Genomic DNA, 19,039 nt, shown 5'->3' with positions numbered 1-19,039 from the left:
TGACAACCCGCTGTCACACCCCCGCCGTAAGCTGGGGGCATGCCGAGTAACTGGGACAGCCTGGACATCAGCCTGCGTGAATCCGTGCAGGAGAACGTGGAGATCTACGAGCGCGTCCGCCCTGCCCTGAAGCTGGTCACCAAGGACGTTCTCCACATCCTCCGCGACATGTTGAAGGACACCGAGGTCACGCCGCTCTTTGTCACCGGGCGCACCAAGTCGGTGGAATCCTTCCGGGAGAAGATTTCCCGGATTGAGGAACCGCTGGAACCCGGCGGACCCCCGGTGCTGAAGTTCCCGGACCCGTTCCGCACCCTCAACGACATGGTGGGCGTGCGCGTCATCACCAAACTGCCAACCGAGAATGCCCTGGTGGCCAACATCATCAAGCGCCAGCGGCAGGTGTTCGACTGCCGCGGGGACCGGGAGAAGGACATCGGTTCCATCGAGTCCGGCACGTACGGCTATTCCAGCCGCCACCTGATCCTGCGCACCATCCAGAACGAGGCGGTGAGGGATTACCAGCGGGCCTTCAACCCGGATATTCCGGCCAACGGCAGCTATTTCTTCGAATGCCAGATCCGCACCGTTTTTGCCCACGCCTGGAGCGAGATCGAGCACGACATCCGATTCAAGGCCGAGGACCCCCGCGCCTGGACCCCGCATTTCGACCGCCAGTTCACCGCCACCGCCGCCATGCTGGAAACAGTGGAAAGCGCCTTCGCGGACCTCCATGAACGCTATGAGGAAGTCCGCAGCTACTGGGACATGGACGGTGAAGGCGCCGCGCAGCTCACGCCCAACCGGATCCGTGACGTGTGGCGCACGCTGCTGCCGCACGTGGACCGCAAAGTGGATGACGACTGGGGCTGGGCCGCCGAGCTCATGGCCGCCCACGGCCTCAACCAGACCGTCCAGCTGGCCGGCCTCCTCAGCGCCCAGCGGATCACCGAGGTCCGCAAGGCGCTGGACCACCGCTACTCCCCCGGCCCGGACCGCCTGCTGGATGACCTCCTGCTCTGGCAGTACGGCACCAAACACATTGACCTCACCGCAGAAGCGCCCGACGCCGTCCCGCACCCGCGGCGCGACAGCCTCCTGCGGCGGCTCAAACAGATCGAGCGCTACCGCCAGACCAAGTCCGAGTAGGCCACTCGCGGCGCCGCAGGATTATTGGGCGCCGCTGACATTCAACTACCCTTGACTCATGGTGGAGGCTGTTGTAAACGGACCTCCGATGCTCCCGGTTCCAGCCCAGCGGCAAGATCCGGCACCTGTTTTGCCCCTCTCTGACAAGGATTCCGCCATTTCCACGGACGCATTCTTCGCCACGCTCACCCGGATCCGCAACGTCATCCTGCCTGCGGCCGCACGGTCCTGGCTGAACACGCCGCGTGGACTGCTCACGGGCTTTATCCTGGTGCACCTGGGTTTCCTGATCTTCGCGGCGCTGCTGTCCCTGCGCGGCGAAGCGTTCAGCGACACGTTCATCTACCGCGACTGGGCCCGGGCCGGTTTCGACGAAGCGAACCTCAGCGGCGGCCCCAGCCCCTGGGTGTACCCCATCCTCGCGCTCATCCCCATGGCGCTGGCAGGGCTTGCCGGCCCCGGACCGTTTTTCTTCCTGTGGGTGCTGATGACCACCATCCTCAACGGCTGGGGTTTGGCCAAGCTCACGGACCGCGGCCGCAACCAGGATGCGATTCCGGCGGGCTGGTGGTGGCTGATCTTCACGCTGCTGATGGGCTGGCTCGGCTTCGCACGCGTGGATGGCCTCACCGCACCGATCGTCCTGGTGGCCCTGGCATACGGCGTGGGCCGGCCGTTCATCGCCTCGGTCCTGCTCGCCGCCGCCACCTGGGTGAAGGTGTGGCCGGCGGCCGTTATGCTGGCCCTCTTCGCCGTCGTCAAGAACCGCCTGCTGGTGGTGCTGGCCGGCGTGGCCACGTCAGCGGTGGTGGTGGCACTCGCCGCCACGATTGGCAGCGTGCCCAAGCTGCTGAACTTCCTGACCCAGCAGGGTGACAGGGGCATGCAGCTCGAGGCAACGTTCACCACCCCGTGGCTGTGGCTGTCCGTGCTGAACATCGGCGACTCCCGGATGTACATGAACACCGACATCAACTCCATGCAGGTGGACGGCCCCGGCACCGCCGTGATGTCAGTGCTGATGCAGCCGCTCCTCATCCTTGCCGCGCTGCTCGTGGCCGGACTGACCTTTTGGGCGCTGCACAACGGCAAGCTCAACGGCAACGGCAAGGCCGACGGCGGCGTGGACCGCACCGAGCTGCTGCTCGCCGGAGCGCTCACCCTGGCCACCGCCTTTGTGGTGTTCAACAAGGTGGGCTCACCCCAGTTCATGGTGTGGCTTGCCCCGGCCGTAGCGGTGGGCCTGGCGCACAGCTGGCGCGAATGGCGGGTCCCCGCGGCCATGCTCATCGCCATCGCCGTGGCCACATTCTTCATCTACCCCCTGTTCTACGACGCCCTCAGCCACAACAACCCCCTCATGGCCGGCGTGCTGACCATCCGCAACGTCCTCCTGGTGGTTCTGTTCCTGTGGTCGGTCCGGCGCCTGTACTCGCTGGGCAAAAAGACTTCCGCGTCCGTCCCCGCGCTCAAGGAGTCCTGAGATTTCCACGAAGTTCTTCGACCGGCTGGTCAGCGTCCGCAGCACCGTCCTGCCCGCCCGCGTGGTGGACTGGTTCGCCCGTCCCTCCAGCGTCTGGTGGGGCTTCGCAGTCATCCACCTGTATTTCCTGGGCTGGATGGCGTCGTTCTTCCTCAACGGCGATACGTTCAGCGACACCGAGCAGTACCGCCAGTGGGCCATGGACGGCTACAACCCGGACAGCCTCAACGGCAAGATCAGCCCCTGGGTGTACCCGGTGCTGGCACAGATCCCCATCTTCCTTGCGAACATTGCCGGACCCAGCCTGTACCTCCTGTGCTGGTTCCTGATCATCACAGCCCTCAACGCCGTCGGGCTTGCATTCCTGACGCGCGGGCCGCGGAAGGTGAAGGGCATCGCCCCCGCATGGTGGTGGCTGCTTTTCACCGTATTTATGGGCTACCTCAGCTTCGCCCGGGTGGAGGGCATCACCGCCCCCATCGTGCTGATTGCGCTGCTGTACGCGGCCGAACGCCCTGTGGTGGCGGGGATCCTGCTGAGCGTGGCCACCTGGCTCAAAGTTTGGCCGGCAGCGGTGCTGGTGCCGTTCGTCATTGCCAGCCGGCAGCGGCTTCAGGTGCTGGCCTCCGGCGTGGCGGTCACCGCCGTCGTGGGCCTGGGCACGTATCTGTCCGGCGGCCTGCCTCACATCATGGACTTCCTGACCAACCAGGGCGAACGTGGGATGCAGCTTGAAGCCACGTTCTCCACGCCGTGGGTGTGGCTCAGCGTGTTCAACATCGCCGGGTCCAAGATGGCGGACAACACGGCCATCAACTCCACCGAGGTCTACGGCCCGGGCGCCGACGCTGCCGCCTTCCTGATGCAGCCGCTGCTGATCCTCGCCGCCGTGGTGGCAGCTGTCCTGCTGGTCCGGGCACTGAACCGCGGTGCAGAGCGGGAGGAACTCTTCCTCGAGGGCGCGCTGATGATGACCACGGCGTTCATCGTGTTCAACAAGGTGGGGTCGCCGCAGTTCATTATCTGGCTTGCCCCGGTGATCATCGCTGGCCTCACGCACGACTGGGACCGGTGGAAGGTCCCGGCGGCCCTGCTGATGGGAATCGCGGTGACCACCTTCGTGATCTACCCGCTGTTCTACACACCGCTCATCCACGCCCACCCGGTCATGGCTGCCATCCTGACCACGCGCAACGTGCTCCTGGTGGTGCTGCTGTGGTGGTCGGTGAAGCGGACCGCCGAGCTCGGCCGGAAGTCCCAGGCGGTTCCCGAGGCGCGGACGGCCTGACCCGAGCCGCATTAGGGTAGTGCCCATGACTATGGGGGAAGACAATACAATCAGGCCGGGGCTCCGCCGTTGGCGGCCGCTGCTGGCACCGCTCCTTGCCGCAGCAGCGGTTGCCACCGGACTTGCTGCAGTCCTGGCGCCCCGGCAGGAAATCGGGTGGTTCACCTACGCGCCCCTGGCTAACCAGACCTTCACATCGGACACGATGGTCCTGATGGACAGCGGGGCACGGACCGGTTACTTGCTGATGGCAGTGGGCCCGCTGACATTGGCGTTCTGGTTGGGTTACCGCCTGGGTCTTCGGCGCAAGGCTCGTTGACTGTCAGAGCCCGATTAGTGGCGGCAAGGAACGGCACAAACCACGGGATGTACCAGGGCTGGATGATGGGCGAAAGCATCACGACGGCGGTGAACGCCAAGGCCAGCCAGCGCGCCGCCCGCGAGTAATCGCCACGGAACATCAGCAACAGCACCAACCCGATAGCCGCCCACTTCATGCCCGTCCGCAGCAGGTCCGCAATGGTGCCGCCCGGCAATCCCAGCACGTTGCCGAGGAAGTCAACCTGCTGCCCCAGGAACCTGACGGCGAATAGCCGGTGTAACCCGGCGTCGGGTCCATGATGGCCCAGACGTCAGCGCCACCTTCATTTGCCGTGAGGGGGTTCAAAGATCCCTGAGGTCACCAAGGCGCTCACCGGAAAAACGGTCACCGCAATTTCACGTCAGCTCCCTCCTTGCTGGATCGCATCTGGTCAGGTCGGCGGTCGTTCGGACTAACATTAAAAATGTTATTTTTAACGTTTAAGTTGACAGAAAAGCGTATCTGACGTTAGATAGATCACATACTCTTTAGTTTCCCATCGGCATCAGAAGCCTTCCGCAACGAAGCGGTTCGTGCCGAACCACCCAGGAGATTGCAATGGCCGCACGTTCCGTTTCCTCCACCCTTCCGTCAACTTCGCAACAGACGCCCTCCCGCAGTTGGGCAGACCGGCTCGGCATGCCCCACTTGCTGCGCTGGGGCTTTGTCGGGCTGCTGATCTTCATGATCGGCGACGGAGTCGAGTCCGGGTATCTCTCGACGTTCCTGCTGGACCGGGGGCTGGAACAGGGCCAGGTGGGGCTTCTGTTCACGGTGTACGGGGTCGCAGCCGGCGTTGCCGCCTGGGCTTCGGGCGCCCTGTCGGACCTCTGGGGTCCCCGCCGCGTCATGATCCTGGGACTCGTCCTTTGGGTGACATTCCAGCTTGTCCTTCTTACGATCGCGCTCCCGTCCTTGGACTTCACCCTGCTGCTGGTCAGCTACGGACTGCGAGGGCTGGGGTATCCGCTCTTTGCTTATGGCTTCCTGGTGTGGATCGCGGCCTGCACTCCATCAAACCGACTGGGCTCGGCAGTGGGATGGTTCTGGTTCGCGTTTACCGGCGGCCTGCCAACCCTCGGATCCTTGCTGGCAAGCGCCACTATTCCGGCGCTCGGGGCGTTCAACACACTCTGGATCGCTCTTGGGCTTGTCATTGTCGGCGGCCTCGTCGTTCTCACTACGGTCCGGGAACGCACAGGCTTTTCACGGCTGGCTCCTGAGGGCGAGAAGCCCGTTGCGACGCTGACCTCAAGCCTGACCATCCTCTGGCGCAATCCGAGAATCGGCATGGGCGCTGCTGTCCGGGCCATCAACACCGCCTCCCAGTTCGGTTTCCTGGTGTTCCTCCCTGTCTTCTTCACCAAGGAAATCGGGTTCGAACTCAGCGAGTGGCTTCAGATCCTCAGCGTGGTGTTCCTCACCAACATTTTCTTCAACCTGATCTTCGGAATCGTCGGCGACAAGTTTGGCTGGCGGCAGACGATCGCACTTTTCGGCGGCGTCGGGTGCGCCGTGACAACTCTGGCGTTCTACTACGTCCCGCTCGCTGCCGGTCCGAACCTGATCGTGGCAATGGCTGTTGGTGCCGCCTACGGCGCCACCCTGGCCGGGTTCGTCCCGCTGTCAGCCTTGATGCCGTCACTGGCACCGGAACACAAAGGCGCAGCCATGTCCGCCCTGAACTTCGGCGCCGGCATGTCGGTCTTCCTTGGCCCGCTGATCGCAACGCTGTTCCTTTCCTTGATCGGAGTCGGCGGCGTTATGTGGATTTTCGCAGGCTCTACCTGCTCAGCGCCGTGCTGACCTGGCAACTGAAGCTCCCCGCCACCTCCCGCCACGCTGTACCTAGCAACACTCACTAATTTCCGTTACACCTGAAGTGGCTGCGAGCGAACTCCTGCCGGCACATCCCGTACGGCATGCCCGGCCACGAGCACCGCAAACTCCAAAGCACACCCGCACGAGGAAGATACTTCCACCAATAGAAAGGCCCAAGCCATGGCGGTCATCGCTGTTGATGCCGGCACCACAATGATCAAGGCAGTCGGCTACGACGAAGAAGGCACAGAAGTGGTGGTCGTCCGCCAGTCGACCTCCGTCAGCCGCCCGCACCCGGGCTGGGCCGAGCAGGACATGCTCGCCGTCTGGGATGCCGTCGTCTTCAGCGTCCGCAGCGTCCAGCGCCAACTGAAGTCGGACATCGATTTCCTGGCCATCACCGCCCAAGGTGACGGATGCTGGCTCGTTGACGAGGCAGCGGAACCCACAGGGCCCGCGATCCTGTGGAACGACGGACGCGCCGCCGACATCGTGGAGGAATGGTCACGCCAGGGACTGCTCAAACAGGCATTCCAAATCAACGGATCCCAGACCTTCCCAGGTCTGCCTAACGCCATACTCACCTGGCTACAGCAGAACGACCCCGAGAGGCTCGAACGCTCCCACGTCACCCTCACCTGCGGAGGGTGGCTCTTTGCCCGGATGACTGGACAGTTCGCCATCGATGAATCAGACGGCGCTGCCCCGTTCATGGATATCCGCACCCGCCAGTACTCACCGGAACTGCTGAAGCTCTATGACATGGAGTGGGCTCTGCCCTTCCTGCCGGAGCTACTGGGAGACGACCGCCGGGTTGCCTCGCTGACACAGCACGCGGCACTGGAAATGGGTCTGCCCGCCGGCCTGCCGGTCGTCATGTCCTCGTACGACATCGCATCCACGGCAATAGGAGTCGGGGCGGTAGAACCCGGCCAGGCCTGCTGCATCCTCGGCACGACGTTGTGCACGGAAATTGTCGCCGACACTGTGAGCACGGAAGGAAAATCCGCCGGGCTGACTGTGGCCCTGGGCCTTCCCGGCAAATACCTCAATGCCTTTCCGACGCTGGCGGGCGGTGAAGTCATCCAATGGGCCTGTCAGCTATTGGATCTGGATAACCCGACAGAGCTGGCCGACCTCGCCGATACATGCCCCCCGGGGGCAGGCGGCCTGGCGTTCATACCATATCTGTCGCCGGCCGGGGAACGCGCACCCTTCTTGAACGCGCAGGCGCGGGGGTCCTTCCTGGGCCTTTCCTTCGATCACAAACGTGAACATATCGCACGCGCGGTGATGGAAGGCCTGACCTTGGTCATCCGCGACTGCCTCAGCACTTCAGGAGTCACCCCAACCGAACTCCGGGTCTGCGGCGGCGGGGCCGCCAACCCCATCTGGCTTCAGCTCATCGCCGACATCACGGGCGTTCCGGTGCAGAGGTCCACTGACACGGAAGTAGGCGCCAAGGGAGCTTTCCTCGTCGGACTGGTCGCCACCGGCGGAGCCGCCCGCGTCGAGGACGTTTCCTCCTGGTACGTCAGGATCCGGGACACCTTCACCCCGGACCCGCAGAAGGCCACTCAATACTCGGAGCTCTACGAGGACTTCCTGTCTCTCAGAACCACCGTGAGCCAGACCTGGCCGCGACTTGCGGCCATGCGGGGCCGAAGCCCGCAGACAAAGACCATAGACCCGCTGCCGGTCATCGTCCCGGAACACCCGTCCGAAGGATCCGACGACCTGACTGTTCCCGGGAAGAAGTACCCGGCCACCCTAGAAGGAACATCATGACAGCAACGAACGGCGGCGGCATCTGGGTCGGCCTGGACCTGGGAACACAGAGCGTGCGCGCCCTGGCAGTCAACGCCGACGGCGACGTCCTCGGCTCCGGCACCCAAAAGCTCACCAGCCGCCGCGACGGACATAGGCATGAGCAGGACCCGGACCAATGGTGGAAAGCCGTCTCAGCGGCGGCGTCGGAAGCACTCCAAGGCCTTGAACACCGCAACGTCCTTGGCGTCGCAGTGGACGCCACCTCCGGAACGATCCTCCTCGCCGATGCCCGGGGCAACCCTGTCACACCCGGACTCATGTATGACGACGGCCGTGCCGGCGGCGAAACCGACCGGGTGAACCAGGCAGGATCCCATGTCTGGAGCGAGCTGGGCTACCAGCGGATGCAGACTCCCTGGGCACTTCCCAAGCTGCTCTGGCTCCTCAACGATCCAGGAACGCCGACTGCCGGGACACGGTTGCTGCACCAGTCAGACTTCATCAATGAGCGCCTCACGGGCCATCCGGTCCCCACGGACCTGAGCAGCGCCCTCAAAACGGGCGCACACCTGATTGAGGAGAAATGGCCGGAAGACGTGCTGGACGCGCTGGACGTCCCTCGCCAAATGCTTCCGGGTCTCGTCCGCTCAGGCACCCGGATCGGGACCGTATCCGCCGACGCTGCCCGCGCCACCGGCATCCCGGCCGGCACCCCTGTCATCTCAGGGGCAACCGATGGATGTGCAGCACAGCTGGGCTCCGGCGCTCTGAAAGTCGGCAGCTGGAATTCCGTCCTGGGCACCACCCTGATCCTCAAAGGGGTCACCCGAAAGCTGATCCAGGACCCCCTCGGGGTGGTCTACTCCCACAAAAGCCCTGACGGTGACTGGCTGCCGGGAGGCGCCTCCAGCACCGGAGCCGGTGTGATCTCCCGTGACTTCGCCGGAAAGGACTTGAGCATCCTGGAGGCCCTGGCAAAAACACGGGAACCCGCGCCCGTCCTGACCTATCCTCTGGTGTCATCCGGGGAAAGGTTCCCGTTCGCGGCACCACAGGCCCGGGGCTTCACTCTTGGAACATCCGAAGATGAGGGCGACCGCTACGCCGCAGCCCTGCAGGGCGTGGCGTTCATCGAACGGCTCTGCTTTGACTATCTGGACCTCCTGGGTGCCCCCACCGACGGCAGCCTCGTGCTCACCGGCGGCGCCACCAAAAGCCCCTACTGGAACCAGTTACGTGCTGACGTCCTCGGCCGCCCGGTGACACTCCCCCAAAATGCAGAACCCGCCCTGGGCATGGCTGTCCTCGCCGCTTCCCCGGACCGGGAAACCGCTGACGTCGCAGCAGAAATGGTCAAGGTACGCCAGGTCATAGAGCCCCGCTCGGAGGTAGCCGGACGGTTCGACGACTCCTACATCCGCCTCATCACCGAACTGGAACAACGCGGCTGGCTGGATCCCGCCGCTGCTGAACACGCCATCAAAAGGACTAACGCATGACCAACATCATCCTGTGCCGCCACGGCGAGACCGTCTGGCACGCCGAAAACCGCTACGCCGGAATCAGCGACATCGACCTGACTCCCCGAGGCCATGATCAGGCGGCCCAGCTCGCAAACTGGGCCCAAACAGCCGGGCTCTCCGCGATCTACACTTCCACTCTGAGCCGCGCCCAGACCACGGCCGGGGCCAGCGCGAAGGCCACCGGCCTCAGCGTGCAGGTGGACCCGCGCCTGCGTGAACTGGACTTCGGTGAAGGCGAAGGCGTGACAACCGAGGAGATGGAACAGCGTTTCCCGAAGGCCCTGGCCCATTTCCGGTCTGATCCGGCGAAGCACCATCTCCCCGGCGGAGAGGACCCCTTCAAAGCCGCTGACCGATTCGTGGACTGCCTTCAGGACATCACAAAGGAGCATCCGGACGGACGGGTGCTGGTAGTAGCCCACACCACGGCAATCCGGCTCGCCCTCTGCCAGCTGATCGGCATCCCGCTGCGGGAATACCGGCGGGTCTTCCCCGCCATCCGGAACTGCTCACTCACTGAAATCAGCATCAGGGACGGCTACGTTTCCGTGCTCGAGTTCAACACCCCCGTCGCGGCCAGCATCGTGCCGGCCTCCCAGCCCCAGCCCTGATCCAGCAAGGAGATCCCCATCATGACCACCCGCATTCTCGCCGCAGGCGACCACTTCGTACTCAATGACCTGCTCACTGGCGCCGTAGCCAAGGAAGTCACCGACCGCAGCGTGTCCTTCACCGAGCTCACCCTGCCCTGGCCCGTCGTGCCCTTCGGCCGGGTCGCAGAAGTCGATGAAGCCTCCGGGACCGAAGATGAACTCATCGAAGCCCTGCAAGGGGTGGAAATCTGCGTCACGCAGATGGCCCCCCTGACCGAAAAAGTCCTGAAAGCATGCCCCGACCTCAAACTGTTCTGCATCAGCCGCGGAGGCCCCGTCAACGCAAACCTGGAAGCAGCAACCCGGCACGGTGTAGCCGTAACGTCAGCACCGGGACGGAACGCTGCAGCAACAGCCGAGCACACCCTGGGCATGATGCTGGCCGCGATGCGCCGCATCCCCCAGACCAACGCCGATCTGTCCGCCGGAACGTGGCGGGGTGACTACTACATGTACGAAAACGTCGGCCCCGAACTCGAAGGCAGCACCGTCGGCCTGGTCGGCTACGGAGCCATCGGCAGCCGCGTTGCCCGCATGCTGCAAGGCTTCGGGGCAACAGTCCTGGTGCACGACCCGTACGTCACAGAAGACGCACTGGCCGGGCAGGCCGAAAAGGTCGAGTTTGACGAATTGTTGGCCCGCTCGAATGTCGTCACCCTTCATGCCCGTGTCACGCCCGAGACAACCGGCATGATCGGAGCCGAACAGATCACCGCCCTGCAACCCGGTTCCATCATCGTCAACTGCGCACGGGGCGCCCTGCTGGACTACGACGCACTCTGCGACGCCCTCGACTCCGGCCACCTCTTCGGCGCCGCTTTTGACGTTTTCCCCGAGGAGCCCATTCCCGCAGCCTCCAGGCTGCTGACCACCCCAAACATTGTCATGACCCCGCACTTGGCCGGAGCCAGCAAAGCGACGGCGAACAAGGCGGCACAGATCGTGGCCGCAGATGTGCGGAGGTACCTGAACGGGGAACCCCTCGCCCACTGCGCCAACCCCGAAGCCCTCATGCCAGCACGCACGGCCTAGAACCGCGCTGGCACCCCGGGCACGCCGGCTCCCGTGGCTCCGGGGCCGGCATGGTCGTTTGGCCCCGTCCGCACCCCACGGCGGGATTTCGGTGCCGGATCGGAATCGTTGAGAATGCCCTCCTGCAGACCGGATTAACCTGTCTGGCTGTGCGTGGAATGCAGCGGGGCGATGTGTAAGGTGGTGTGCTCAGATACTGCTTCCCTGAACTCGGAAGAGACATCGTCAGTAAGAATGAGGTCGGTGAAATCGCTCACGGGAACGTAGTGGTGGAGCGATGTCCGCCCCGCTTTGGACCCGTCCATCATCAGCACGCGTCGTGTGCCGGCCTTCAGCATGGCCCGCTTCATGTGAACGACATCCTGCTCCTGGTGATACGTCATCTCAGATCCCATCGTTGAGGTGGACTGGAACACGACATCCACCGCGTAGGAGCTGAACGAGCCGTCGTTCGGCAGGCCAATGAAAGAGTCATGGGTGCGTGAGTACTGGCCTCCGGTCACGATCAGCCGGATGTCATCGTTCTCCCGGAACAGCTCTATCGCCTGCCTGTAGTTGGTGATGACCGTCAGGGGTCCAACATCGTTGAGCAACCGGGCAAGGGCGAACACGGTGGTGGAGTCATCCAGCATCACGGACATGCCTGGCTCGACCATCTCCAGGGCCTTGCGCGCAAGCGCCGTCTTGGCCTGCGGCTGGATCTGCATCCGGATCTCAGAGCTCGCCTCAAAGACAGTGGAGGGCAGTGCCGACACTCCGCCGTGGACTTTGCGCAGGATTCCCCGGGTTGCCAGATCATCGATGTCGCGGTGGATGGTCATCAGACTGACGTTGGTGAGGGTCGCAAGATCGGCGGCACTGGAAAACCCTGCGCCCACAACATGTTCGATGATCCGCCGCTGCCGGGTGATGCGCGGCTTTTTGAGTCCGGGGTTGTCGTTCATCATGCTCACTTTCGTCGCTGCGCGCGGGTTTCCACCACTGCGTGGACCCTTACGGCAGGCCTGTGCTCAGGATATGCCCCGCACAAGCCATGAAACAATTTATCAAACCTCGTGACCTATTTCACATTTTTTCTGTTATTCTCGACATACAAGTTGAGGTCATGGGGGACCCGACTCGCTTGGCTCACCTCACGAAAGAGAACTCAATGAAGAACTTCTACGCGCGAATCATGACGGCAGCCGCCACGGCTGCCATTCTCGGCCTCGCCGTCACCGGCTGCGGTTCCCAGGGCACTGCAGGAGCCGGCACGGGCGACGCCTCGGCCGCCAAAATAGCGTTTCTGATGCCGGATATCGCCTCAACCCGGTATGAACTGTTCGACAAGCCCCTGTTTGAGGCAAAGATCAAGGAGCTTTGCGGAGGATGCACCGTGGTGTACTCAAACGCCAACGCCAGCGCGGCAAAGCAGCAGGAACAGGCCAACTCCGCACTCGCCCAGGGCGTAAAGGCCATTGTGATTGACCCGGTCGACTCCGCAGCTGCCGCGACGATCGTCAACTCAGCCAAGGCGCAGAACGTGCCGATCATCGCCTACGACCGCCCGATCCCTGATGCCCCCGCCGATTACTACGTTTCCTTCGACAACGAAAAAATCGGTTCGATGATCGCCCAGTCCCTGGTCGACCACCTCAAGGCGAGCAATGTCCAGGGAGGACTGCTGCAGGTCAACGGTTCCCCTACTGACGCAGCCGCCGGGCTGATCAAGAAGGGCATCCACTCCGCAGTTGACCCGAGCGGGTTCAAGCTCCTCGCCGAGTTTGACACCCCGGGCTGGGAACCGACCAAGGCCCAGGACTGGGTCAGCGGCCAGATCACCCAGTTCTCCGGGAAAATCGCAGGAGTTGTCGCGGCAAACGACGGCACGGCCGGCGGCGCCATCGCGGCGTTCAAAGCTGCCGGAACCGAAGTGCCCCCCGTAACAGGCAATGACGCCGAGCTCGCCGCCGCCCAGCGCATCGTGGCCGGGGACCAGTACAACACCATCTCCAAGCCAATCAAGACCGTGGCTGAAGCAGCCGCACAGATTGCCTACTCATTTGCCAAGGGCGAGAAGCCTGCAGGCAAAACCACCTTGTTCAACACCCCTTCGGAACTCTTCGTCCCGACAGTGGTCACCGCGGAAAACCTCAAAGAGTCGCTGGTGGACACCGGAATCGTGAAGGCGTCCGAGCTCTGCACCTCCGCCTACGCGGCAGCCTGTGCCAAGGCCGGCATCAAGTAGAGCCGGCATCAAGGCAAGGAGGTTCCGGTGTCCCGGTCCGGACACCGGAACCTCCAACCCCACCATCACTAGCCCCAGAAACAACAGGGAAAAAACATGCCATCAGAACCCATCGCCGCAGCAGGAAGCCCCCAACTGCTGTCACTGCGCGGCATAAACAAGTCCTTCGGTGCCGTCGCCGCGCTCATGGACATTGAGCTGGACGTAGCCGAAGGCGAAGTTGTCGCTGTCGTCGGTGACAACGGCGCCGGCAAATCGACGCTGGTAAAGGTACTCTCGGGGGTACATTCAACCGACTCCGGCACCATCGCCTTTGAAGGCCGGGAAGTAACGATTTCCAGTCCAGCGGCCGCCCAGCACCTCGGCATCGCCACCGTCTTCCAGGACCTGGCGCTCTGCGACAACCTCACAGTCGTCGACAACCTCTTCCTTGGCCGGGAAATATCACCGCTCCGGCTGAACGAAGTGGACATGGAAGTCCGTTCATGGGAGCTGCTGAGGCAGCTCTCGGCAAAGATCCCCTCTGTCCGGACACCCATTGCAGCGCTGTCCGGCGGCCAGCGGCAGACCGTCGCCATCGCCCGGTCCCTGCTCGGAGAGCCCAAAATCGTCATCCTCGATGAGCCGACCGCAGCGCTCGGCGTCGCCCAGACCGCCGAAGTACTCAACCTCGTTGAAAGACTGCGCGAACGCGGCCACGGCGTCATCATGATCAGCCACAATATGGCGGACGTGAAGGCAGTCGCGGACCGGGTGGTTGTACTGCGCCTTGGCCGCAACAACGGAGACTTCCGGGTCCGCGACGTCTCAACCGAGGACATCATCGCCGCCATTACCGGAGCAACGGACAACGTCGTCTCACGACGGTCCGCAGCACGCGGCACCGGCCAGGGACCGACCCAGGAGACCGACGCATCATGAAAAACAAGACACAAACCGCTCCCGCCTCCCTCGCCATGGACTTGCAGGACGAACGGCTGCAGGACCGGACAGGACTCAAAGGCCAGTTCCAGGCATTCCTGGACCGAACCCGCTCCGGCGACCTCGGTGTCCTGCCCGTCATCGGCGGACTGATCGTGATCTGGGCAGTCCTCCAGGCCCTGAACCCGATCTTTCTTTCCCCCGCAAACCTGGTCAACCTCACCATGGAAAGCTCAGCCGTAGGGATCATCGCCCTCGGCATCGTCTCCGTCCTCCTGGTAGCCCAAATCGACCTTTCGGTCGGCTCCGTCAGCGGACTGGCCGCTGCTGTCGTCGCAGTCACTTCGGTCAACATGGGCTGGCCCGTCTGGCTGGTTATCCTGACCACAGTTGCCCTCGGAGCAGCCATCGGCTGGATCTACGGACAGATCTTCAACCGGTTCGGCGTTCCCAGCTTCGTCATCACCCTCGCCGGGCTACTCGGATTCCTGGGACTGCAGCTCTACATCCTGGGCGCCAAGGGATCCATCAACCTGCCGTTCGACTCACCCCTGGTGTACTTCGCCCAACTGGCCTTCGTGCCCATCTGGCTGTCCTACGTACTGGTAGCAGGCGCAGCAGCGGCCCTGTTCGCCACCGACTACTTCCACTCACGTGCCCGCAGAAACGCCGGACTGTCCGCCATGTCCATGCAGAACATCGCCCTGCGCGCCATTCTCCTGCTGGTACTCCTCGGAGTAGCTGTCTTTTACCTGAACCAAAGCCGCGGAGTCGGCTGGATGTTCATCTTCTTCATCGCACTGACCTTGATCCTTAATTACCTACTCAAGCGAACCAAATGGGGCCGCTCCGTCTACGCCGTCGGCGGCAATCCGGAAGCAGCCCGCCGCGCCGGCATAAACGTCAAAGCCATTTACACATCCGTTTTCATCACCTGCTCAACCCTCGCAGCGGTAGGAGGACTCCTTGGAGCCGCCCGCCTCGCAGCCGCCAACCAGGGAAGCGGCACCGGCGACGTAAACCTGAACGCAATCGCTGCGGCTGTCATCGGCGGAACGAGCTTGTTCGGGGGCCGTGGCAGCGCCTTCGCCGCCATCTTGGGGATCATCGTCATCCAGTCAATCTCCAGCGGCCTCACCCTGCTGAATCTCGACTCGTCATTCCGTTTCATGGTCACAGGTGTGGTGCTGCTCCTGGCAGTAACCCTCGACTCAGTCTCCCGCCGGTCCCGATCCTCACACGGCAGGGCCTGAGCAAACCGCCGAGTTCCTGCCCAAGGGCTCCTGCCGCAAGAATGGCAGGAGCCCTTGGTGATGGCGGGTCCGGAAGCCCTCGAGTTAGTAGTGTCGGTCTGTCAGCTACCTTTTGGCAGTCATGCGGCGGGATCTCGCCTCAGCGGGCGCTGCGGCGCTGGTCCAGGACCCAGCGCCAGCCACGCCGGGCCCAGTCCGAGGGTTTGCCCTCGATCAGCAGCTTCCGCGTGTGGATGTCCAGGACCAGCAGGTAGAACGTGAACAGCAGCGCCGTCACGAACGCCAAAGACGACGCGTCCACGGTCAGCTTCACAAAGGACCAGACCGAAAGCTGGTCCTGCGCGCCGAACACCACAAAGAACGTCACGCCCACGTAGAGGCACCGGATCTGCCAGTCGTTCCGGATGCCGGTGGCGGCAAGGAACGGCACAAACCACAGGATGTACCAGGGCTGGATGATGGGCGAGAGCATCACGACGGCGGCGAACGCCAGGGCCAGCCGGCGCACCGCCCGCGAGTAGTCGCCGCGGAACATCAGCAGCAGGACCAGGCCGATGGCCGCCCACTTCATGCCGGTCCGCAGCAGATCCGCGATGGTGCCGCCGGGCAGTCCCAGCCCGTTGCCGAGGAACTCAACCTGCTGCCCCAGGAAACCTGACGGCGAATAGCCGGTGTAACCCGGCGTCGGGTCCATGATGGCCCACACCCAGCCCAACCCGAGGTTGTACGGGATCCCGCTGACGGCCAGCACGGCGAAACTGATTCCCGCCGTCGCGCCCCAAATGAGGAACCTCCGCGTCCACGAGGCGGCCGGCCCCGCCCACATGACGCCGATGAACGGGAGAAGCAGCACGGTGATCGGCTTGATCCCAATGGAGGCGGTGACCAGCAGGATTCCGGCCAGGTAGCGCTTCGTCGCGGCAAAGTAGACACCGGCGACGGCGAGGCCCACCATGAGCGCGTCGTTGTGGGCGCTGGCCACGAAACTGATCAGGAACAGCGGGTTGGCCACCGCGATCCAGAGTGCCCGCGCGCCGTTGATGCCGTGCAGTTCGGCCAGCTTGGGCACGTAAATGACGCAGAGCAGAACCCCGACGCCCGCGAGCAGGCGGAACATCAGCACGGACGCGTCGGGCTGTGCCCCTGTCAGCCCCACCACGCCGCGGGCGAGCCACAGGAAGTAGGGCCCGTACGGCGTCCTGTTCTCGGCCCAGGCCGGGTCCGCGCCGAGGGCGAACCAGTTATTCAGCGTGGAGATGCCCACGTTGTAGGGGTTCTGCCCTTCCATGACCAGGCGGCCCTGGCCCGTATAGGCGTAGACATCGCGGGAGAAGATCGGGACGGCCAGCAGGAGCGGCAGGGACCAGGCGGAGATGGCTATGACCACCGACCGCAGGGAATGTTCGCCCCAGTCCCCCAGCCGCTGGCCGAGCCGGAGCCAGGAGCGCATGAGGAGCATGGCACCCACCGTCAGGAGCACGGTGGACAGCGTCACGCCCCAGCCCTCGGTCCGCAGGGCGATGACCACCGGCTGGCGGATCATCGGTGAGCCGTTGGCGATCCAGCCAGTTCCAATCGAACCCACAAACATCATCAGGGCGCCCAGGAACCCCTGCCAGGTGGCGATGTACACCCGCCGCTTCGTGGGGGGAGCTACGGCGGGCGCAGCAGACTTCGGGAGCTCCGCGCCGGCCGCTGTCTTTTTCGACGGACCGGGGACGCTCTCCGAAGTGCTGATGTGTGAACCGCCTGCCGTCATGTCTTGTTGGTCCCCTACTTACGTTACGGCGCTGGCTGGACTAGCTATAGGCCGGTCTACAACCCAGTCATTTTAGCAGTTGGCTTAGCGCGTGCCCCAGACTGGTAGGGGCGGACGTGCCCCCTATTTCGCAATGAGGCGTCGCGACGCCCCCTCCCCGCCTAAGAATGAAGCCACCACTGCCGGCTTCACCAGCACGATTGGACCCAGCCATGGCCGCACGAAGCGTCCCCGATGCCCGGACCGGCACGCCCCAGCAGCTCCAATCAGTCCGCGCCACCCTTCGCTCGCCGCGGCGGCTGAAGACCGAGGCGCTGGCAGGCCTGGTGGTGGCACTCGCGCTGATCCCGGAGGCGATCGCCTTCTCGGTGATCGCGGGCGTGGATCCGCGGATCGGTCTGTTCGCCTCGTTCACCATGGCGGTCACTATCTCCTTTGTGGGCGGCCGGCCCGCCATGATTTCCGCCGCCACCGGCGCCGTCGCCCTGGTCATCGCCCCGCTGATGCGCAGCCACGGCCTGGACCACCTGATCGCGGCGGTGATCCTGGCCGGCGTCTTCCAGATCCTGCTGGCGGTCCTCGGCGTCACCCGGTTGATGCGGTTCATCCCGCGTTCGGTGATGGTGGGCTTTGTCAACGCGCTGGCCATCCTGGTGTTTATGGCCCAGATTCCCGAACTGATCGGCGTGCCGTGGATGGTCTATCCGCTGGTCGCGGTGGGACTGGCCATCGTGGTGGGACTGCCAAGAATTACGACGGCGGTGCCCTCACCGTTGGTGGCCATCGTGGTGCTCACCCTGTTTGCAGTGCTGGCCGGCGTGGACGTCCCCACCGTCCAGGACAAGGGCCAGCTCCCCGAAAGCCTGCCGTCCCTGTTCCTGCCCAACGTCCCGCTGACATGGGAGACGTTCCAGGTCCTCGCGCCGTTCTCGCTGTCCATGGCTTTGGTGGGGCTGCTCGAATCGCTGATGACCGCCAAGCTGGTGGACGACATTACGGACACCCGCTCCAACAAGACCCGCGAGTCCTGGGGCCAGGGCGTAGCGAACATTGTCACCGGCTTCTTCGGCGGCATGGGCGGCTGCGCCGTGATCGGCCAGACCATGATCAACGTCAAGGGATCCGGAGCACGGAGCCGGGTATCCACGTTCCTGGCCGGCGTTTTCCTGCTGGTTCTTGTGGTGGTCCTCGGCGATGTGGTGGGCCTGATCCCCATGGCAGCCCTGGTCGCCGTGATGATCTTCGTTTCCGCCATCACCTTCGACTGGCACTCCATCGCCCCGCGGACCCTGCGCCGGATGCCCAAGTCGGAGACCGCCGTCATGCTGATCACCGTCGCAGTGGTGTCAGCCACCCACAACCTGGCCATCGGCGTCGGGGCCGGCGTGCTGGCGGCCATGGCCCTGTTCGCCCGGCGGGTGGCGCACTTCGTCACGGTGGAACGGACCGTCGTCGAACTTAACGGCGAGAACGTGGCCACGTACACCGTGGACGGCGAGCTGTTTTTTGCCTCGTCCAACGACCTGTACACGCAGTTCGAGTACGCCCTGGACGCCGAGCCGGACATCAGCCGGGTGATTGTGGACCTGCACGCTTCGCATCTTTGGGATGCGTCAACCATCGCGGTGCTGGACGCCGTGACCGAGAAGTACCGCCGGCACGGGCGGGCAGTGGAGCTGATCGGACTGAATGCTGCCAGCGTCGTCATGCGGGAGCGGCTGGCGGGAAAGCTTAACTCGGACAGTTAAAGCGTGTCTCCTTACTCGCGACTCCATATGAACTCACAAAACTCATATAAA

15 protein-coding genes and 1 pseudogene are annotated in these 19,039 nt (G+C 63.9%); 13 read left to right on the top strand and 3 right to left on the bottom strand.

Features of this window, described 5'->3' with window-relative positions:
* Nucleotides 1-39 precede the first annotated feature (39 nt).
* From AC50YA_RS19580 to AC50YA_RS19565, 4 genes are all read left to right on the top strand, one after another.
* Nucleotides 40-1,149 carry a GTP pyrophosphokinase gene (locus AC50YA_RS19580; RefSeq protein ID WP_494983868.1) on the top strand — a complete coding sequence of 370 codons (1,110 nt, stop codon included), beginning with the start codon at nt 40-42 and terminating at the stop codon, nt 1,147-1,149.
* 130 nt (nt 1,150-1,279) lie between these two features.
* The gene (locus AC50YA_RS19575; RefSeq protein ID WP_494983867.1) at nt 1,280-2,632 is read left to right on the top strand and encodes a glycosyltransferase family 87 protein; all 1,353 of its coding nucleotides are present in this window, start codon (nt 1,280-1,282) and stop codon (nt 2,630-2,632) included.
* A gap of 61 nt (nt 2,633-2,693) precedes the next feature.
* On the top strand, nt 2,694-3,920 hold the full coding sequence (locus AC50YA_RS19570) for a glycosyltransferase 87 family protein (protein WP_494983866.1): 1,227 nt from the start codon (nt 2,694-2,696) through the stop codon (nt 3,918-3,920).
* A 25-nt stretch (nt 3,921-3,945) separates the two neighbouring features.
* Nucleotides 3,946-4,239, top strand: a complete 294-nt coding sequence (locus tag AC50YA_RS19565) for a hypothetical protein (protein WP_494983898.1) — start codon at nt 3,946-3,948, stop codon at nt 4,237-4,239.
* A gap of 16 nt (nt 4,240-4,255) precedes the next feature.
* Here the strand turns inward: AC50YA_RS19565 and AC50YA_RS19560 are convergent.
* Nucleotides 4,256-4,554 (bottom strand): annotated as a pseudogene (locus AC50YA_RS19560) (polyprenol phosphomannose-dependent alpha 1,6 mannosyltransferase MptB); the annotation flags it as partial.
* A gap of 285 nt (nt 4,555-4,839) precedes the next feature.
* Between AC50YA_RS19560 and AC50YA_RS19555 the strand changes: the two are divergent.
* The 5 genes from AC50YA_RS19555 (at nt 4,840) to AC50YA_RS19535 (ending at nt 11,080) form a co-directional block, all read left to right on the top strand.
* Nucleotides 4,840-6,087 (top strand): MFS transporter, encoded by a 1,248-nt coding sequence (locus AC50YA_RS19555; RefSeq protein WP_494983865.1) that lies wholly within the window; start codon nt 4,840-4,842, stop codon nt 6,085-6,087.
* Nucleotides 6,088-6,282: 195 nt separating this feature from the next.
* Nucleotides 6,283-7,890, top strand: a complete 1,608-nt coding sequence (locus tag AC50YA_RS19550) for an FGGY family carbohydrate kinase (RefSeq protein ID WP_494983864.1) — start codon at nt 6,283-6,285, stop codon at nt 7,888-7,890.
* On the top strand, nt 7,887-9,371 hold the full coding sequence (locus tag AC50YA_RS19545; RefSeq protein WP_494983863.1) for an FGGY-family carbohydrate kinase: 1,485 nt from the start codon (nt 7,887-7,889) through the stop codon (nt 9,369-9,371). Before AC50YA_RS19550 ends, AC50YA_RS19545 begins: the two co-directional genes overlap by 4 nt.
* A complete protein-coding gene (locus AC50YA_RS19540; RefSeq protein WP_494983862.1) occupies nt 9,368-10,006 on the top strand; it encodes a histidine phosphatase family protein in 639 nt (212 codons plus the stop codon). Before AC50YA_RS19545 ends, AC50YA_RS19540 begins: the two co-directional genes overlap by 4 nt.
* 21 nt (nt 10,007-10,027) lie before the next feature.
* Nucleotides 10,028-11,080: a 2-hydroxyacid dehydrogenase gene (locus AC50YA_RS19535; protein ID WP_494983861.1), complete on the top strand. Its 1,053-nt coding sequence runs from the start codon at nt 10,028-10,030 to the stop codon at nt 11,078-11,080.
* A 134-nt stretch (nt 11,081-11,214) separates the two neighbouring features.
* Here the strand turns inward: AC50YA_RS19535 and AC50YA_RS19530 are convergent, their stop codons facing one another.
* Nucleotides 11,215-12,024 carry a DeoR/GlpR family DNA-binding transcription regulator gene (locus AC50YA_RS19530; RefSeq protein ID WP_494983860.1) on the bottom strand — a complete coding sequence of 270 codons (810 nt, stop codon included), beginning with the start codon at nt 12,022-12,024 and terminating at the stop codon, nt 11,215-11,217.
* Nucleotides 12,025-12,230: 206 nt separating this feature from the next.
* Between AC50YA_RS19530 and AC50YA_RS19525 the strand changes: the two genes are divergently transcribed.
* From AC50YA_RS19525 to AC50YA_RS19515, 3 genes are all read left to right on the top strand, one after another.
* Nucleotides 12,231-13,307 carry an ABC transporter substrate-binding protein gene (locus tag AC50YA_RS19525; RefSeq protein ID WP_494983859.1) on the top strand — a complete coding sequence of 359 codons (1,077 nt, stop codon included), beginning with the start codon at nt 12,231-12,233 and terminating at the stop codon, nt 13,305-13,307.
* 96 nt (nt 13,308-13,403) lie between these two features.
* On the top strand, nt 13,404-14,228 hold the full coding sequence (locus AC50YA_RS19520; protein ID WP_494983858.1) for an ATP-binding cassette domain-containing protein: 825 nt from the start codon (nt 13,404-13,406) through the stop codon (nt 14,226-14,228).
* On the top strand, nt 14,225-15,481 hold the full coding sequence (locus AC50YA_RS19515) for a sugar ABC transporter permease (RefSeq protein WP_494983857.1): 1,257 nt from the start codon (nt 14,225-14,227) through the stop codon (nt 15,479-15,481). Before AC50YA_RS19520 ends, AC50YA_RS19515 begins: the two co-directional genes overlap by 4 nt.
* Before the next feature lie 139 nt (nt 15,482-15,620).
* Here the strand turns inward: AC50YA_RS19515 and mptB are convergent, their stop codons facing one another.
* The gene (gene mptB / locus AC50YA_RS19510) at nt 15,621-17,240 is read right to left on the bottom strand and encodes a polyprenol phosphomannose-dependent alpha 1,6 mannosyltransferase MptB (RefSeq protein WP_494983856.1); all 1,620 of its coding nucleotides are present in this window, start codon (nt 17,238-17,240) and stop codon (nt 15,621-15,623) included.
* Between the two features lie 212 nt (nt 17,241-17,452).
* Between mptB and AC50YA_RS19505 the strand changes: the two genes are divergently transcribed.
* A complete protein-coding gene (locus AC50YA_RS19505; protein WP_494983855.1) occupies nt 17,453-18,988 on the top strand; it encodes a SulP family inorganic anion transporter in 1,536 nt (511 codons plus the stop codon).
* Nucleotides 18,989-19,039 lie beyond the last annotated feature (51 nt).

It is taken from the genome of Pseudarthrobacter sp. RHLT3-21, from assembly GCF_059383495.1.
This window is presented reverse-complemented; position numbering and strand designations above follow the sequence as displayed.

Excerpts from the sequence above, each read along its gene's own strand:
- AC50YA_RS19580 (WP_494983868.1), top strand. The coding sequence starts at position 40 with ATGCCGAGTAACTGGGACAGCCTGGACATCAGCCTGCGTGAATCCGTG.
- AC50YA_RS19565 (WP_494983898.1), top strand. The coding sequence starts at position 3,946 with ATGACTATGGGGGAAGACAATACAATCAGGCCGGGGCTCCGCCGTTGG.
- AC50YA_RS19555 (WP_494983865.1), top strand. The coding sequence starts at position 4,840 with ATGGCCGCACGTTCCGTTTCCTCCACCCTTCCGTCAACTTCGCAACAG.
- AC50YA_RS19550 (WP_494983864.1), top strand. The coding sequence starts at position 6,283 with ATGGCGGTCATCGCTGTTGATGCCGGCACCACAATGATCAAGGCAGTC.
- AC50YA_RS19545 (WP_494983863.1), top strand. The coding sequence starts at position 7,887 with ATGACAGCAACGAACGGCGGCGGCATCTGGGTCGGCCTGGACCTGGGA.
- AC50YA_RS19540 (WP_494983862.1), top strand. The coding sequence starts at position 9,368 with ATGACCAACATCATCCTGTGCCGCCACGGCGAGACCGTCTGGCACGCC.
- AC50YA_RS19535 (WP_494983861.1), top strand. The coding sequence starts at position 10,028 with ATGACCACCCGCATTCTCGCCGCAGGCGACCACTTCGTACTCAATGAC.
- AC50YA_RS19530 (WP_494983860.1), bottom strand. The coding sequence starts at position 12,024 with ATGAACGACAACCCCGGACTCAAAAAGCCGCGCATCACCCGGCAGCGG.
- AC50YA_RS19525 (WP_494983859.1), top strand. The coding sequence starts at position 12,231 with ATGAAGAACTTCTACGCGCGAATCATGACGGCAGCCGCCACGGCTGCC.
- AC50YA_RS19520 (WP_494983858.1), top strand. The coding sequence starts at position 13,404 with ATGCCATCAGAACCCATCGCCGCAGCAGGAAGCCCCCAACTGCTGTCA.
- AC50YA_RS19515 (WP_494983857.1), top strand. The coding sequence starts at position 14,225 with ATGAAAAACAAGACACAAACCGCTCCCGCCTCCCTCGCCATGGACTTG.
- mptB (WP_494983856.1), bottom strand. The coding sequence starts at position 17,240 with ATGACGGCAGGCGGTTCACACATCAGCACTTCGGAGAGCGTCCCCGGT.
- AC50YA_RS19505 (WP_494983855.1), top strand. The coding sequence starts at position 17,453 with ATGGCCGCACGAAGCGTCCCCGATGCCCGGACCGGCACGCCCCAGCAG.